This is a genomic window from Pseudoflavonifractor phocaeensis, assembly GCF_021531815.1.
Taxonomy (GTDB): Bacteria; Bacillota; Clostridia; order Oscillospirales; family Oscillospiraceae; genus Lawsonibacter; species Lawsonibacter phocaeensis_A.
In genome coordinates this window covers 187,267-203,424 of sequence record NZ_JADYUM010000001.1, presented here as the reverse complement: position 1 = coordinate 203,424, position 16,158 = coordinate 187,267, and the positions used below count along the sequence as shown (strand labels likewise).

The 16,158-nt window shown below is 61.7% G+C and carries 12 protein-coding genes; 9 read left to right on the top strand and 3 right to left on the bottom strand.

The window, feature by feature from the left end; all coding sequences use genetic code 11:
* Positions 1-60: 60 nt before the first annotated feature.
* Positions 61-390, bottom strand: a complete 330-nt coding sequence (locus tag I6E42_RS00895) for a YerC/YecD family TrpR-related protein (RefSeq protein ID WP_235369905.1) — start codon at positions 388-390, stop codon at positions 61-63.
* Positions 391-524: 134 nt separating this feature from the next.
* Here I6E42_RS00895 and sigK point away from each other — a divergent pair, with 134 nt between their 5' ends.
* The 7 genes from sigK (at position 525) to spoIIR (ending at position 6,534) form a co-directional block, all read left to right on the top strand.
* The gene (gene sigK / locus I6E42_RS00890; RefSeq protein ID WP_235369904.1) at positions 525-1,220 is read left to right on the top strand and encodes an RNA polymerase sporulation sigma factor SigK; all 696 of its coding nucleotides are present in this window, start codon (positions 525-527) and stop codon (positions 1,218-1,220) included.
* Positions 1,221-1,369: 149 nt separating this feature from the next.
* Positions 1,370-1,849: an Lrp/AsnC family transcriptional regulator gene (locus I6E42_RS00885; RefSeq protein ID WP_235369903.1), complete on the top strand. Its 480-nt coding sequence runs from the start codon at positions 1,370-1,372 to the stop codon at positions 1,847-1,849.
* Positions 1,846-3,042, top strand: a complete 1,197-nt coding sequence (locus I6E42_RS00880; protein WP_235369902.1) for an aminotransferase class I/II-fold pyridoxal phosphate-dependent enzyme — start codon at positions 1,846-1,848, stop codon at positions 3,040-3,042. The genes I6E42_RS00885 and I6E42_RS00880 overlap by 4 nt, the downstream gene beginning before the upstream one ends.
* Positions 3,043-3,061: 19 nt before the next feature.
* Positions 3,062-3,661, top strand: coding sequence for a bifunctional phosphoserine phosphatase/homoserine phosphotransferase ThrH (thrH, locus tag I6E42_RS00875; protein WP_235369901.1), 600 nt, complete (start codon positions 3,062-3,064; stop codon positions 3,659-3,661).
* Positions 3,662-3,663: 2 nt separating this feature from the next.
* Positions 3,664-4,959, top strand: coding sequence for a DUF1015 domain-containing protein (locus I6E42_RS00870; RefSeq protein WP_235369900.1), 1,296 nt, complete (start codon positions 3,664-3,666; stop codon positions 4,957-4,959).
* A 20-nt stretch (positions 4,960-4,979) separates the two neighbouring features.
* Positions 4,980-5,831 carry a 4-(cytidine 5'-diphospho)-2-C-methyl-D-erythritol kinase gene (ispE, locus tag I6E42_RS00865; protein ID WP_235369899.1) on the top strand — a complete coding sequence of 284 codons (852 nt, stop codon included), beginning with the start codon at positions 4,980-4,982 and terminating at the stop codon, positions 5,829-5,831.
* A gap of 85 nt (positions 5,832-5,916) precedes the next feature.
* On the top strand, positions 5,917-6,534 hold the full coding sequence (spoIIR, locus tag I6E42_RS00860) for a stage II sporulation protein R (protein ID WP_235369891.1): 618 nt from the start codon (positions 5,917-5,919) through the stop codon (positions 6,532-6,534).
* Positions 6,535-6,594: 60 nt separating this feature from the next.
* Here spoIIR and I6E42_RS00855 read toward each other — a convergent pair whose 3' ends face one another.
* Together I6E42_RS00855 and I6E42_RS00850 are read right to left on the bottom strand one after the other, a co-directional pair.
* Positions 6,595-7,566 (bottom strand): C40 family peptidase, encoded by a 972-nt coding sequence (locus tag I6E42_RS00855; RefSeq protein WP_235369884.1) that lies wholly within the window; start codon positions 7,564-7,566, stop codon positions 6,595-6,597.
* A gap of 45 nt (positions 7,567-7,611) precedes the next feature.
* Complete coding sequence (locus tag I6E42_RS00850) at positions 7,612-7,902, bottom strand: hypothetical protein (protein WP_235369882.1); 291 nt, start codon at positions 7,900-7,902, stop codon at positions 7,612-7,614.
* A gap of 566 nt (positions 7,903-8,468) precedes the next feature.
* Between I6E42_RS00850 and rpoB the strand changes: the two genes are divergently transcribed.
* Positions 8,469-12,341, top strand: a complete 3,873-nt coding sequence (gene rpoB, locus I6E42_RS00845; RefSeq protein WP_235369880.1) for a DNA-directed RNA polymerase subunit beta — start codon at positions 8,469-8,471, stop codon at positions 12,339-12,341.
* A 22-nt stretch (positions 12,342-12,363) separates the two neighbouring features.
* Positions 12,364-16,128, top strand: a complete 3,765-nt coding sequence (gene rpoC / locus I6E42_RS00840) for a DNA-directed RNA polymerase subunit beta' (protein ID WP_235369877.1) — start codon at positions 12,364-12,366, stop codon at positions 16,126-16,128.
* The last annotated feature ends 30 nt before the right edge of the window (positions 16,129-16,158 follow it).

Sequence of the window (16,158 nt, the reverse complement as noted above, 5' to 3'; positions counted from 1 at the left end):
GCTATTTTTAATTTCTATGCGGAACATGAGATGCGGGACCTCTGTGACAGAAGGTGTGATTCATTCCTGGGCGGAACCGGGAGGAGGGGTCTGCTCCTGCTCAGACAACCGGTCGAGGACCATTTGGTAACCTCCGGAACCATATCGCAGTTCGGTGTTGATCCGGGTGATGGTGGAACTGCTGACAGGGACTTGGCTGCGGACCATTTCATAGGTGCTTCCATCGTGCAAAAGACGGGCAACTTGGAGTCGCTGGGCAAAGGCGGTTACCTCCTGGACCGTGAACAGGTCGCTGAGAAAGGTGTAGCACTCCTCTGCGTTTTTCAGCGAGAGCAGGGCCTGGCAAAGTTGGTCGATGGATTCAGTGCGGTTGATGCGAAGATGCGACATAAAAAGCCCTCCCCTTATGCGATATGTTGATTTTACCAAATTTCAGGTCTGTTGTCGAGACAAAAAACGGTTAACAAAACAAAAAGAATAGGGACTGGCCCGGGAGGAATAAAGTGGAACGGAGGTGTTGCACGGTGCTGTCCCCACTGATCTACCTGATGATGAATGGCCTGTTTTTTACCCTCCGGCTGTCCGGAGGAAGCGGTTCGTTTCCGCGTCCTTTAAAAGCGGCTGAAGAGCAGGAGTACCTGAAGCGGTGTGCCCAAGGAGACCTTGAGGCAAGAAATATTCTGGTAGAACATAACCTGCGTTTGGTAGCCCATATTGTCAAAAAATATTATGCCCAATCAGGGGATCAGGATGATCTGATCTCCATTGGAACCATCGGGCTGATCAAGGGGATCTCTACCTTTAAAGCGGATAAAAACGTTCGCCTCGCTACCTATGCCAGCCGGTGTATCGAAAATGAAATCCTGATGTATTTCCGGGCACAAAAAAAGCTGCAGGGGGAGGTGTCCCTGGCAGATACATTGGAAGCGGCGGGGGAAGGGGGCTCCCTGTCGTTAATGGATGTGATCGCGGTGGACGACAATATGCTGGAGGAATTGGACACTCGGGATGCTTGTCAAAAAGTGCGGCGCTGCGTCGATGCCTGTTTAACGCCTAGGGAACGCACGATTATCATACGGCGGTATGGATTGGATGAGCGGCCCCCACAAACGCAGAGAGAGATTGCGGCGCAATGTGGGATCAGCCGCTCCTATGTATCCCGCATTGAAAAACGGGCGCTGGAGAAGTTGGAAGCGGGGATGCAGGGATGGAGGCCATAAATTGCCAATGCGGCGCCGCAGGGAACTGCCGGCGCCATTTTTATGGACGAAGCAAAAGTCCGGGATTGTATTTCGCGGCGGATGCGTGTATAATATTCTGAACCCGTTTTCAAATGGGATATTTGGGCAAAGAAATGGAGGACACCGCCGTGGAAAAACTGTTGGAATTGCTGGAGCAGGACTGCACCATGAGCATAGAGCAGATGGCCGCCGCCGCAGGGATGCCTGTGGACGAGGCAAAGGCAGCCATCAAAAAATATGAAGATGAACGGATCGTTTTGGGCTATCAGGCCATTATCGACTGGGACCGGGCCCGGAAGGAGACGGTCACCGCCCTGATCGAAGTCAACGTAGTCCCCCAATCCATCGATGGCTTTGACCGGATCGCCGAGCGGATCTACCAGTATGACGAGGTGGAGAGCATGTATCTGATGAGCGGTTCCTTCGACCTGACCGTCATCATTTCGGGCCGGACCCTGCGGGAGGTGGCCCAGTTTGTGGGGGAACGGCTGGCCCCCATTCAGGGCGTCACCGGTACCGCAACCCATTTCATTCTGAAAAAATATAAAGAGAAGCACCTGGTGTTCCGGCCCCAGGAGCCCGAGGAAAGGGAGTACATTTTCGTATGAACTACGACCAGATCCTGAACGAAAAGATCCAGGGGATCAAGCCCTCCGGGATTCGGAAGTTCTTTGACATTTTGGAGGAGATGACTGACGCCATCTCCCTGGGCATCGGCGAACCCGACTTTGTCACTCCCTGGCACATCCGGGACGCGGGCATCTATTCCCTGGAGCGGGGCCACACCAAGTACACCTCCAACGCCGGTATGCTCCAGCTCCGGCGGGAGATCGCGGCCTATCTGAACCGCCGCTTTGACCTGCACTACGACTACAATGGCCAGATCCTGGTCACCGTAGGCGGCAGCGAGGCCATCGACCTGGCCATGCGGGTGCTGGTCAATCCGGGGGATGAGGTCATCGTCCCGGTGCCGTCCTTTGTCTGTTACGGCCCCCTGGCTGAGATGGCCGGCGGCGTCCCCGTCTATGTGGAGCTGAAGGCGGAAAACGAGTTCCGCCTGACCCCGGAGCAACTGAAAGCAGCCATCACCCCCAAGACCAAGGCGGTGGTGCTGCCCTTCCCCTCCAACCCCACCGGCGGCATCATGGAGCGCCGGGACCTGGAGGCCATCGCCGAGGTGCTGCGGGGCACCGACATCATGGTCATCTCCGACGAGATCTATGCCGAGCTGACCTACGGCCAGCGGCATGTGTCCATGGCCAACCTCACCGATATGTATGAGCGGACCATCGTGGTCAACGGCTTCTCCAAGAGCCACGCCATGACGGGCTGGCGCATGGGCTATGTCTGCGCCCCCAAGCCCATCATCGCTGCCATGACCAAGCTCCACCAGTTTGGCATCATGTCCGCCCCTACCACCAGCCAGTACGCCGCCGTGGAGGCCATGCGCAACGGAGACGGAGACATCGAGCACATGCGGGAGGAGTATGACCGCCGCCGCCGCTACCTGGTGGAGAACCTGAACCGCATCGGGCTGACCTGCTTCGAGCCCAAGGGCGCCTTCTATGTGTTCCCCTGCATCCAGTCCACCGGCCTGACCAGCGAGGAGTTCTGCGAGCGGTTCCTCATGGAAGAGAAGGTGGCCGTCATTCCCGGCAACGCCTTCGGCCCCGGCGGCGAGGGCTATGTCCGGGCCTGCTACGCGGCGTCCATGAAGGACATCGCCGAGTCCATCGCCAGAATGGACAACTTCCTGACCAATCTGCGGCGGAAGCAGGGGCGGGAAAATGGCGCGGAGTGACCGCGGGGAGGAGAAGAATATGAATATCGTATGTTTGGACATGGAGGGCGTGCTGGTCCCCGAGATCTGGATCGCCTTTTCCCAGGCCAGCGGCATCCCGGAGCTGAAGCGGACCACCCGGGACGAGCCCGACTATGACAAGCTGATGAAGTGGCGTCTGGGTATTTTGAAGGAACACGGCCTGGGCCTGAAAGAGATCCAGGACGTCATTGCCACCATCGATCCCCTGCCCGGCGCCAAGGAGTTTTTGGACGAACTGCGGACCCTGACCCAGGTGGTCATTCTCAGCGACACCTTTGAGCAGTTCGCCAAGCCCCTGATGAAGAAGCTGAATTGGCCCACTCTGATGTGCAACACCCTGGAGGTGGCCTCCAGCGGCGAGATCATCGGCTATCAGATGCGCTGCCAGCAGTCCAAACTGACCACGGTGAAGGCTCTGCAGTCCTGCGGATTCGAGACTATCGCCGCCGGGGACAGCTTTAACGACCTGGGTATGATCCAGGCCAGCAAGGCGGGTTTTCTGTTCAAGAGCACGGAGGCCATCAAGGCGGCCCATCCGGAGCTACCTGCCTACGAGGAGTTCGGCGACCTGCTGGCCGCCATTAAGAAGGCGCTGTAAACATGAAGGACGCGTTTGATACCCTGCCGTTTCGCCCAGCTGACATTCTGCTGCCCCGGGACTGTGACCTGTCTCTTTGGAGCGTGGTGGCCTGCGACCAGTATACCTCCCAGCCTGAATACTGGCAGCGGGTGGAGGACCGGGTGGGGAAAGCCCCCTCGGCCCTGCGGCTGATTTTGCCGGAGAGCTGCCTGGAGGGCCCTAATGTGGAGACCGACATCATGGAGATCAACAACACCATGACCCGGTATCTGCGGGAGGAGCGGTTCCGTACGCTGCCCGGCGCGCTGGTCTACGTGGAGCGGACCCTGGACTGCGGCAAGGTCCGCCGGGGGCTGGTGGGGATGGTGGACCTGGAGCAGTATGATTATGAGCCGGGGGCCTCGGCGCTGATCCGGGCCACCGAGGGCACTGTCCTGTCCCGTATCCCGCCCCGGGTGGCGGTGCGGAAGAATGCCCCCATTGAGCTGCCCCACGCCATGCTGCTGGTGGATGATCCGGATAAGACGGTGATCGAGCCCCTGTCCAACAGGACGGGCAAAATGGAGCCCCTGTACGATTTCGAGCTGATGGAGCGGGGCGGGCATATCAGAGGCTGGCTGTTGACCTGGGAACAGCAGGAGCAGGTGGCCCGCGCGTTACGGGCCCTGGCCGACCCGGTCCATTTCCGGACCCGGTATGGCTTGGGAAAGGACGACCCGGTGATGCTCTTCGCCGTGGGAGACGGCAACCACTCCCTGGCCACCGCCAAGGAGTGCTATGAGCGGGCCAAGAAGCTGACGCCCCCGGACCAGTGGGACAGCCTGCCCGCCCGGTACGCCCTGTGCGAGCTGGGCAACCTCCACGACGAGTCCCTGGAGTTCGAGCCGATCCACCGGGTGGTGTTCGGCGTGGACCGGGAGGAGCTGCTGGCGGAGCTGCTCGGCTGGTATCCCGGCGCCTCCCGGAACGCCGGCGGGCAGGGACATGTGCTGTTTTGGACCGGCGGGGGCCGGGAAGGGACGGTCACGGTGCCCCATCCCAAGGCCCAGTTGCCGGTGGGTACCCTCCAGGCTTTTCTGGACGACTACCTGGTCCGTCATCCGGGGGTCCGGGTGGACTATATCCACGGAGAGGATGTGGCCCGGGAGCTGGCCGGGAGCCGGGAGGATGTGGTGGCCTTTCTTCTGCCTCCTATGGGCAAAGAGAAGCTGTTCCCCACCGTTATCCACGACGGGGTACTGCCCCGGAAGACCTTCTCCATGGGGGAGGCCCAGGACAAGCGGTTTTATCTGGAGGCCCGGAGGATCCGGGTGTAAGTGACAAAGGAGGGGCCGCAATGGAGGTCCAGGCCCGGGCCAAGCTGAATCTGACGTTGGACGTGCTGGGTAAGCGCCCCGACGGCTACCACGATCTGAAAATGGTCATGCAGTCCATTACGCTGGCGGATGATCTGACCCTGGAGGACAACGGAACGGGGGAGATCCGGGTCAGAAGCAATCTGTCGTTCCTGCCCGGCGGAGAGAAGAATCTGGCGGTCAAGGCGGCTTTGTGCTTCTACCGTACCCTGGGCCGGGAGCCGAGGGGGCTGGACATCTCATTGGACAAGCGCGTCCCGGTATGTGCCGGGATGGCGGGGGGAAGCAGCGACGCCGCGGCCGTCCTCCGGGCGCTGAACCAGATGGAGGGGCAGCCCTTTTCCCGGGAGGAATTGGCCCGGGTGGGGGAGCGGGTGGGTTCCGACGTGCCCTACTGTGTGTTGGGCTGTACCGCCCTGGCCGAGGGGCGGGGAGAGCGGCTGACCCCGCTGCCCGCGTTGCCCCAATGCTGGGTGGTGGTGTGCAAGCCCGATTTCCCTATCTCTACCCCGGAGCTGTTCGCCCGGATCGACGGATGCAAGGTGCGCCGCCGGCCCGATACCGACGGGGTGCTTGCCGCCCTGGAGGCGGGGGATCTGCCGGAGGTGGCCCGGCGGATGTACAACGTCTTTGAAGATGTGCTGCCCGAGCGCCAGCGGGCCCGGGTGGCCGACATCAAGAACACCCTGATCCAGCAGGGGGCTCTGGGCGCCAATATGAGCGGCACCGGTCCCACCGCCTTCGGCCTGTTTGAGAGGGAGGAAGCGGCCAAAGCCGCCTTTGAACTTTTGTCCCAACACCATAAAGAGACTTTTTTGGCCCAGACCGTTTAAAAAATGAGAAAACCGCCCACACTGTAAGTGAATTTGCTTGCAGTGTGGGCGGTTCTTTATCAGTGAGAGCCGCCGGGGAGGTAACATGGACAGAAGATTGAAGCGGTGGGAGCTGGCGCTGATGCTGGGGATACTGTGTGCTTTGACAGTGGGCGTCTGGCTGGACCGGGAGCAGGAAGAACTGGCGGACAGCGTGATCCGCCTCCACGTGATCGCCAACTCGGACAGCGCCGGGGACCAGGCACTGAAATTAGCGGTGCGGGACCGGGTGCTGGAGCAGGCGGAGTGCCTGTACGCTCAGGACGTGGACCGGGAGGAGGCGCGCCGGGCTCTGGAGGGGCATTTGAACGCTCTGGCCGCCGCGGGGCAGGCGGTGGTGGAGGAGTGGGGATACGATTACCCCGTGTCGACGGAGTTGACCCGGTGTTGGTTCCCCACCAAGGAGTATGAGGGTTTTGCCCTGCCGGCCGGAGAATATGAGGCCCTGCGGGTCGTCATTGGAGAAGGGGAGGGGCAGAACTGGTGGTGTGTGGCTTTTCCGCCCCTGTGTTTGGGCGCGGCCAGCGAGACGGTGGAGGAGGCGGCCCAGGCCGGCAGCTTCACCAAGGCCCAGGCCGGCCTCATCACCGGAGAGACAGAACCCTATGTGTTGAAATTTAAAGGCATGGAGCTGTTGGGAGAGCTGAAAGGTATTTTTAGTTGACAAGGCAAATAAAAAAGTTCCCCCAACCCATGGGGGAACTTTTTGTCTTATATCGGGAAATCAGATAATGCGGCGGCCGCCCACGAAACCGGTGGTGTAATAAGCGTCGCTCAACTTGCTGACGATGACGCCCACCCGGGCGGTGGAGGCGTGGACGAACTGTCCGCCGCCGATGTAAATACCCACGTGGGAGGCGCGGCTGCTGGAACCGCTCTTACGGAACATGACTAAATCGCCGGGCTGCAGCTCGCTCATGGAGACGGCGGTGCCGTTGTCCAGCTGGCCGGAAGCGGTGCGGTTGATAGAGTAGCCGAACTGGCGGTACACATAGCTGGTCAAGCCGGAGCAGTCAAAGCCCTTGGGGCTGCTGCCGCCATATACATAAGGGTAGCCCACGAACTGGAGGGCGTAATCGGCGATCTCTTGTCCCTTGTTGGAGCAGGCGGCCTCGGCGGCGTCCACGATGGTCACGTAGTCGGCGCTGATATAGCCGGACTCGATCTGGTACCAACCATTGGTTTCAGCCAGGATGGTCACCACTTTACCCGCTTTCAGGCTGCCCACCTTGTCATATTCCGTACCGGCGCCGGAGCGGATGTTCAGGGAGGAGACAGTCACCTTGCCGTAACGGGGCTCGGCGGCAGTCTCGGCAGCCTCAGCAGCCTGGGCTGCTTCTGCCGCTTCGGCGGCCTTGGCGGCGGCATCCTGGGCGGCGGCGGCGGGATTGACAGCGGAAACAGCGGAGACGGCTTCCTGAGTGCCGTCCACCACCAGATAGTCGCTGGAGACGAAGCCGCTGATGTCGCCGATGGTGATCTGGTACCATCCGTTCTCGGCGGTGGAGATCACCTCGACCTGGGTGCCGTGGTCAAGGCGGGCCAGGATCTCGCTGTCGGTGCTGGCCTGGGAACGGACCCGCAGGGGGCTGTCGCCGGAATCCACGGTCCCGGTGACGGCCAGGGCGGGGGCGACGAGGGTACTGACAAGCAAAAGGCCCGCGGTGAGCCGGACGGCGGTCTTGTTAAACAGCATGGCTGGTTATCCTCCCCAAATATTGTCTCTCTGGTTTCTTTCGTCTTACTTGGTGCTCAAAGCGCGTTCCAGCCAAACAGAGGCCAGGTCCATGGCGGCATACAGGCTGTCCTTCTCGCTCTTGCGGACCACGCGGTCGCGGCTTTTCAGGTCGGGGTCGGTGAGCTGGAGCTGGACGGATACCTTATCCGCCATATCCAGGCCGTCCACCTTCTTGGAGGAGAGGATCTGGAGCATGATGATATACTTTTCGGCCATGGTGCCGTAATAGATCAGATTGTCTTTCCGACGCAGGGGATGCCCTTTATAGGAAAGAGGAATGTTTTCGGTGGCCATGAAATTCCCCCTTGCAATCAAAACTTGTAACCGAATTGTAACACATTTGTTACTACTTGTCAAATCCTTTGCGTACATTTTTCCAAGAACAAAGGAGAGAAGAAGGAGTTTTCCAGTCAGAGTGTCAAAAAAGGAAAATTCTGACTGCGGCTGTCCGGCGGCGCGGGGGAGGAGGCGCGGCGCCGGACAGAGCGGCATCCTTCCCGGCGTGTGGCGCGGGGAGGACAACCACTTTTTCACGGGAATCATACCATAAAAAAACAGAGCCGGGCCTTGACAGGCCTGGTCCTGCATGGTACAATAAAATGCTCCTATGTCCTTGTATCAACTGAGCCTGGTTCCCCATGCTCTGCACCTAGTGTACCATGGTGGGGCGGGAAAGGCAAGACATTGGATGGCGAAACAAACAACGCAGCCGGGTGTGCGAAAATGGCGGAGGGACCGGAAATTGTGCACAATGACCAGATACCTTCCGAAAAATTCCCCCATCCGGCCCTGAAAACCGTGAGAACCAACCGTTGAACGAGAAGAAAGCGAGTTGATTTTTTAGAATGGTCAAGGAAAGCATGGAAGAACTCCAGAAGCGGGTCAACGAGAGAGCCAAGGACGTCTACTATGGCAAGACCCTGCGTAAGAGCTTCGCCCGGTACCAGGAGATCTTGGAGATGCCCAACCTGCTGGAGATCCAGAAGACCTCCTACCAGTGGTTCCTGGACACCGGCCTGCGCGAGGTGTTCAAGGATGTGGGCGCTATCACCGACTACGCCGGCAACCTGGAACTCAGCTTCATCGATTACTCCATGGACGAGAAGCCCAAGTATGACGTGGAGGAGTGCAAGGCCCGGGACGCCACCTACGCCGCTCCCATCAAAGTGAAGGTCCACCTGCGCAACACCCAGAACAACCAGATCAATGAGCAGGAGATCTTCATGGGGGATTTCCCCATCATGACCAACTCCGGCACCTTTGTCATCAACGGCGCCGAGCGTGTCATTGTCTCCCAGATCGTCCGTTCTCCCGGCATGTACTATACCCGCACGGCGGACAAGGCGGACAACCTGACCTTCGCCACCACCGTGATCCCCTACCGGGGCGCCTGGCTGGAGTATGAGACCGACCTGAGCGACATCTTCTATGTCCGTATCGATAAAAACCGCAAGCTGCCCATCACCTGCCTGATCCGCGCCCTGGGTCCCCGGAGCGACGCTGAGATCATCGAGCTGTTCGGTGAGGACGAGCGCATCCTGGCCACCCTGGAGAAGGACACCTGCAAGACCTACGAGGAGGCCCTGCTGGAGATCTACCGCAAGCTGCGTCCCGGCGAGCCCCCCACGGTGGACTCCGCCGAGTCCCTGCTGAACGCCACCTTCTTCGATCCCCGGCGCTACGACCTGTCCGCCGTGGGCCGTTATAAGTTCAACAAGAAGATGGCCCTGTGGAGCCGCCTGTCCGGCCAGAAGCTGGCCCAGCCCATCGCCGATCCTCGTACCGGCGAGATCGTGGCCGAGGCCGGCGAGGTCCTGACCCGGGAGCGGGCCCACGAGCTGGACGACCTGGGCGTCAACGAGGCCCTGCTGGACATGGACGGAAAGGTCATCAAGGTCTTCTCCAACAACATGGTCCACATGGAGAAGTTTGTGGACTTCGATCCCGCCGAAGTGGGCGTGGACGAGATGGTCTATTTCCCCGCCCTGTGCCAGCTGCTGGACCAGTACAGCGGCGAGGAGCTGAAGGAGGCCGTCTCCGAGCATCTGGACGACCTGATCCCCAAGCACATCACCATCCCCGACATCATGGCCTCCATCAACTACCTGAACTGTCTGGCCCACAACGTGGGCACCCCCGATGACATCGACCATCTGGGCAACCGCCGCCTGCGCTGCGTGGGCGAGCTGATCCAGAACCAGTTCCGCATCGGCTTCAGCCGGATGGAGCGGGTCATCCGGGAGCGGATGACCACTCAGGACCTGGACGTGGTCACCCCCCAGTCCCTCATCAATATCCGTCCGGTCACCGCCGCCATCAAAGAGTTCTTCGGCAGCAGCCCCCTGTCCCAGTTCATGGACCAGACCAACCCCCTGGCCGAGCTGACCCACAAGCGCCGCCTGTCCGCCCTGGGCCCCGGCGGCCTGTCCCGTGACCGCGCCTCCTTCGACGTCCGAGACGTCCACTACAGCCACTACGGCCGCCTGTGCCCCATTGAGACCCCCGAAGGTCCCAACATCGGCCTGATCTCCTACCTGGCCTCCTATGCCCGGGTCAACCGCTACGGCTTCATTGAGGCTCCCTACCGCAAAGTGGACAAGGAGACCGGCCGGGTCACCGACGAGATCGAATATATGACCGCCGATGTGGAGGACGAGTACACCGTTGGTCAGGCCACCGAGCCTCTGGATGAGAACGGCTGCTTTGTCAACGAGCGTATCACCTGCCGCCGCCGCAACGAGACGGTCTCCGTGGACCGCCGCCAGGTGGACTACGTGGACGTGTCCCCCAAGATGATGGTGTCCGTGGCTACCGCCATGATCCCCTTCCTGCAGAACGACGACGCCAACCGTGCCCTGATGGGCGCCAACATGCAGCGTCAGGCCGTGCCTCTGCTCCGCCCCGAGGCCCCCATTGTGGCCACCGGCCAGGAGCACAAGAACTGCATCGACTCCGAGGTGGCCATTCTGGCCGAGGGTCCCGGCACCGTCACCAAGGTGTCCGCCCGGTACATCACCGTGGCCTATGACAACGGCGAGACCAAGGAGTACCGCCTGACCAAGTACCTGCGCTCCAACCACACCACCTGTATCAACCAGCGGCCCATCGTGGACGCCGGCCAGCGGGTGGACTACCACGACGTCCTGGCTGACGGCCCCTCCACCGACCACGGCGAGATCGCCCTGGGCCGGAACATCCTCATGGGCTTCATGACCTGGGAAGGCTACAACTACGAGGACGCCGTGCTGCTCAACGAGCGGATGGTAAAGGACGACGTGTTCACCTCCATCCACATCGAGGAGTACGAGACCGAGGCCCGGGACACCAAGCTGGGCCCCGAGACCATTACCCGCGACATCCCCAACGTGGGCGAGGACGCCCTGAAGGATCTGGATGAGCACGGCATCATCCGCGTGGGCGCCGAGATCCACGCCGGCGACTACCTGGTGGGCAAGGTCACCCCCAAGGGCGAGGCCGAGGCCACCGCGGAGGAGAAGCTGCTCCGGGCCATCTTCGGCGAGAAGGCCCGGGAGGTCCGCGACACCTCTCTGAAGGTGCCCCACGGCGAGTCCGGCATCGTGGTGGACGTGAAGATCTTTACCCGGGAGAACGGCGACGAGCTGGGCCCCGGTGTCAACCAGACCGTCCGCGTGTATATCGCCCAGAAGCGTAAGATCTCCGTGGGCGACAAGATGGCCGGCCGTCACGGCAACAAGGGCGTTGTGTCCCGCATCCTGCCCCAGGAGGACATGCCCTTCCTGCCCGACGGCACTCCGCTGGACATCGTACTGAACCCCCTGGGCGTGCCTTCCCGTATGAACATCGGCCAGGTGCTGGAGGTCCATCTGGGCTACGCCGCCAAGACCCTGGGCTGGAAGGTGGCCACCCCCATCTTCAACGGCGCCAACGAGCAGGACATTCTGGACTGCCTGAAGCTGGCCGGCCTGGCCCGTGAAGTGGGCCGGGATGAACCCCTCATCGGCAAGCAGCTCTATCTGGCCGACGAGGAGGGCGACGGCATGCAGGCTCTGACGCCCGAGGAGATGGCTGACACCGAGCGGGTGAACGCTTGGCAGAAGGAGGGCCGCCTGCGCCTGGTGGACGGCAAGAACTGGCTGTACGACGGCCGCACCGGCCGCCGGTTCGACAACCCTGTCACCGTGGGTTACGTCTACTTCCTGAAGCTGCACCACCTGGTTGACGATAAGATCCACGCCCGCGCTACCGGCCCCTACTCCCTGGTCACCCAGCAGCCTCTGGGCGGCAAGGCCCAGTTCGGCGGCCAGCGCTTCGGCGAGATGGAGGTTTGGGCTCTGGAGGCCTACGGCGCCGCCTATACCCTCCAGGAGATCCTGACGGTCAAGTCCGACGACGTCACTGGCCGTGTCAAGACCTACGAGGCCATCGTCAAGGGCCTGAACGTGCCCAAGCCCGGTGTGCCCGAGTCCTTCAAGGTGCTGATCAAGGAGCTCCAGTCCCTGTGCCTGGATATGAAGGTGCTGGACGCCGAGGGCAACGAAATCGAGCTGAAGGATGACGATGACGACAACTTCCAGCCCGTCCGGGAGGATTACTATGACCGGGACGATGATTTCGGTTATGAAAAGGACGCAGATTTTGCCTCCGCCGGCGGCTTTACCTTCAAGGGCGACAGCGACGACGACGATCTGACCCTGGAGGCCGGCGGCGAGGAGGGCTCCGATGACGAGCTGTTCTCCGACGAGGATTTTTGAGAACGGGAGGAGAATATAGAAGATGAGTTACGCTGAGTTCGACGCGATCCAAATTGGCATCGCCTCCCCTGAAAAGATCCGCGAGTGGTCCTACGGCGAGGTCAAGCGCCCCGAGACCATCAACTACCGCACCCTGAAGCCCGAGCGGGACGGCCTGTTCTGTGAAAAGATCTTTGGCCCCACCAAGGACTGGGAGTGCAACTGCGGGAAATATAAGAAGATCCGTTACAAGGGCAAGGTCTGTGACCGCTGCGGCGTGGAGATCACCAAGGCCAAGGTCCGCCGGGAGCGGATGGGCCATATCGAGCTGGCCGCCCCCGTGTCCCACATCTGGTATTTTAAGGGTATCCCCTCCCGGATGGGCCTGCTGCTGGACATCAGCCCCCGCATCCTGGAGAAGGTGCTGTATTTCGCCGCCTATATCGTCATCGACCCCGGCTTCTCCCCCCTGGCCAAGAACCAGATCCTGTCCGAGAAGGAATACCGGGACATGCGGGAGAAGTATGAGGACGACTTTGACGCCGGCATGGGCGCTGAGGCCGTGAAGAAGCTGCTGGCCACCGTGGGCCTCACCGACGAGGAGAGCCGCCGCAAGCTGGAACTCATGGACCGCAAGGAGCTGAGTGACGAGGAGAAGGCGGAGCTGGAGAGCCTGAACGGTCTGGAGAAGCTGTCCGCCAGCCTCCGCGCCGAACTGAAGGACGCCTCCGGCCAGAAGAAGGCCCGCATCGTCAAGCGCCTGGAGGTAGTGGACGCCTTCCGCGTCTCCGGCAACAAGCCCGAGTGGATGATCATCGACGTGCTGCCCGTCATCCCCCCCGAGATCCGCCCCATGGTCCCCCTGGACGGCGGCCGGTACGCCTCCTCCGACCTGAACGACCTGTACCGCCGGGTCATCAACCGCAACAACCGTCTGAAGCGCCTGATCCAGCTCAACGCCCCCGACATCATCGTCCGCAACGAGAAGCGGATGCTCCAGGAGGCTGTGGACGCCCTGATCGACAATGGCCGCCGTGGCCGCGCCGTCACCGGCGCCAACAACCGCGCCCTCAAGTCCTTGTCCGACATGCTCAAGGGCAAGCAGGGCCGCTTCCGTCAGAACCTGCTGGGCAAGCGTGTAGACTACTCCGGCCGTTCCGTTATCGTGGTCGGCCCCTCCCTGAAGATCTACCAGTGCGGCCTGCCCAAGGAGATGGCCATTGAGCTGTTCCGGCCCTTCGTCATGAAGAAGCTGGTGGACGACGGCCTGGCCAACAACATCAAGGCCGCCAAGAAGATGGTGGAGAAGGGCGAGGCCGCCGTGTGGGACGCCCTGGAGTTCGTCATCAAGGACCACCCCGTCATGCTGAACCGCGCCCCCACCCTGCACCGTCTGGGCATCCAGGCCTTCGAGCCCGTCCTGGTGGAGGGCCGGGCCATCAAGCTGCACCCCCTGGTGTGTACCGCCTTCAACGCCGACTTCGACGGCGACCAGATGGCCGTCCACGTCCCCCTGTCCGCCGAGGCCCAGACCGAGGCCCGGGTGCTGATGCTGTCCGCCAACAACCTGCTCCGTCCCCAGGACGGCGGCCCTGTCACCATCCCCACTCAGGATATGATCCTGGGCGCCTACTACCTGACCTATACCCGGGACGAGGAGGGTACCGGCCACTGCTTCGCCGATAAGGACGAGGCCATGATGGCCTACGACTCCGGCGTGGTCACCCTCCACTCTCCCATCAAGGTCCGCCTGTACCGCGAGGTGGACGGTGAGATGCGCCACAAGCTGGTTGAGACCACGGTGGGTCGCCTGATCTACAACGAGGCCATTCCCCAGGACCTGGGCTTTGTGGACCGCGAGGACCCCGAGACCATGTTTGATCCCGAGATCAACTTTGTGGTGGGCAAGAAGCAGCTGGGCAAGATCATCGACAAGTGCATCACCAAGCACGGCTTCACCGTGTCCGCCGGCGTGCTGGACGCCATCAAGGACCTGGGCTACCACTACTCCACCCGGGGCTCCCTGACGGTCGCCATCGCCGACATGACCGTCCCCCCCGAGAAGTACGACATGATCCACGAGACCGAGAAGGAGATCGTCAAGATCGACCGGCAGTACCGCCGCGGTCTGATCACCAACGACGAGCGCTACCGCCTGTCCGTCTCCGCCTGGGAGAAGACCACCGCCGACGTGACCCAGGCCCTCCAGGCCTCCATGGACCGCTACAACCCCATCTTCATGATGGCCGATTCCGGCGCCCGTGGTTCCATGGCCCAGATCCGTCAGCTGGCCGGTATGCGCGGCCTGATGGCCGATACCGCCGGCCGTACCATCGAGATCCCCATCAAGGCCAACTTCCGTGAGGGCCTGTCCGTTCTGGAATACTTCATCTCCTCCAGAGGCGCCCGAAAGGGCATGGCCGATACCGCCCTGCGTACCGCCGACTCCGGTTACCTGACCCGCCGTCTGGTGGACGTATCCCAGGAGGTCATTATCCGGGAGGATGACTGCGGCACCACCGACGGCATTGAGGTGGCGGAGATCGAGGAGCATGGCCAGGTCATCGAGACCTTTGCCGAGCGTGTCCACGGCCGCTATCCCGCGGAGGACATCGTGGATCCTGCCACCGGCGAGGTCCTCTTTACCCGGGACACCATGATGCGCAAGGATGACGCCGCGGTGCTGGAGGCCCACGGCATCCACTCTGTGAAGATCCGCTCCGTGCTGACCTGCCGTGCCCGCAGCGGCGTGTGCTCCAAGTGCTACGGCATCAACCTGGCCATCGGCGAGCCTGTGGGCTCCGGCGAGGCGGTTGGTATCATCGCCGCCCAGTCCATCGGCGAGCCCGGTACCCAGCTGACCATGCGTACCTTCCACACCGGCGGCGTGGCCGGCGGCGACATCACCCAGGGTCTTCCCCGTGTTGAGGAACTGTTCGAGGCCCGCAAGCCCAAGAAGATGGCCCAGCTGGCTGAGATCGGCGGCCGGGTGTCTATCGAGGAGACCAAGCGCAACGTCATGTGCAACCTGACCATCACCGCTGATGACGGCGAGGTGGTCACCTATGCCCTGCCGTACTCCGCCGGTATCCGGGTGAAGGACGGCGACGTGGTGCCCAAGGGCGAGCAGCTCACCGAGGGCGCCCTGTCTCCCCACGAGGTCCTGCGCATCCGCGGCTTGTCCGACTGTCACAACTATCTGATCCGCGAGGTCCAGAAGGTGTACCGTCAGCAGGGCGTTGACACCAACGATAAGCATATCGAGGTCATTGTCCGCCAGATGATGCGGAAGGTCCGGGTGGAAGACGCCGGGGATTCCGATCTGCTGTCCGGCTCCACCATCGACATCATCGAGTTCCTGGATGCCGAGGAGGCCGTCAAGGCCCGCATCGACGCCGGAGAGAAGAACGAGATGGGTGAGGACCTGCGCCTGCCCACCTGCACCCGCATCCTGATGGGCATCACCAAGGCCTCCCTGGCCACCGACTCCTTCCTGTCCGCCGCCTCCTTCCAGGAGACCACCAAGGTCCTGACCGAGGCTGCCATCAAGGGTAAGGTGGACCATCTGATCGGCCTGAAGGAGAACGTCATCATCGGTAAGCTGATCCCCGCCGGTTCCGGCCTGGCCCAGTACCGCAAGGCCGACGTGATCGACGACGAGGGCAACCTGCTCCGGGAGCAGGGCGGCGCCGTGGTGGCCGACGCCCTGGAGGAGCCCGAGGAGGACGGCGACAGCCTGTTCTTTGAGACCGGCTCCATGGAGCTGGAGGCTCCCGCCGAAGCCAAGGACGAGGAACCCACGGTCTGATTTCCGCCGGGAAAGAATATGGAACAAAAA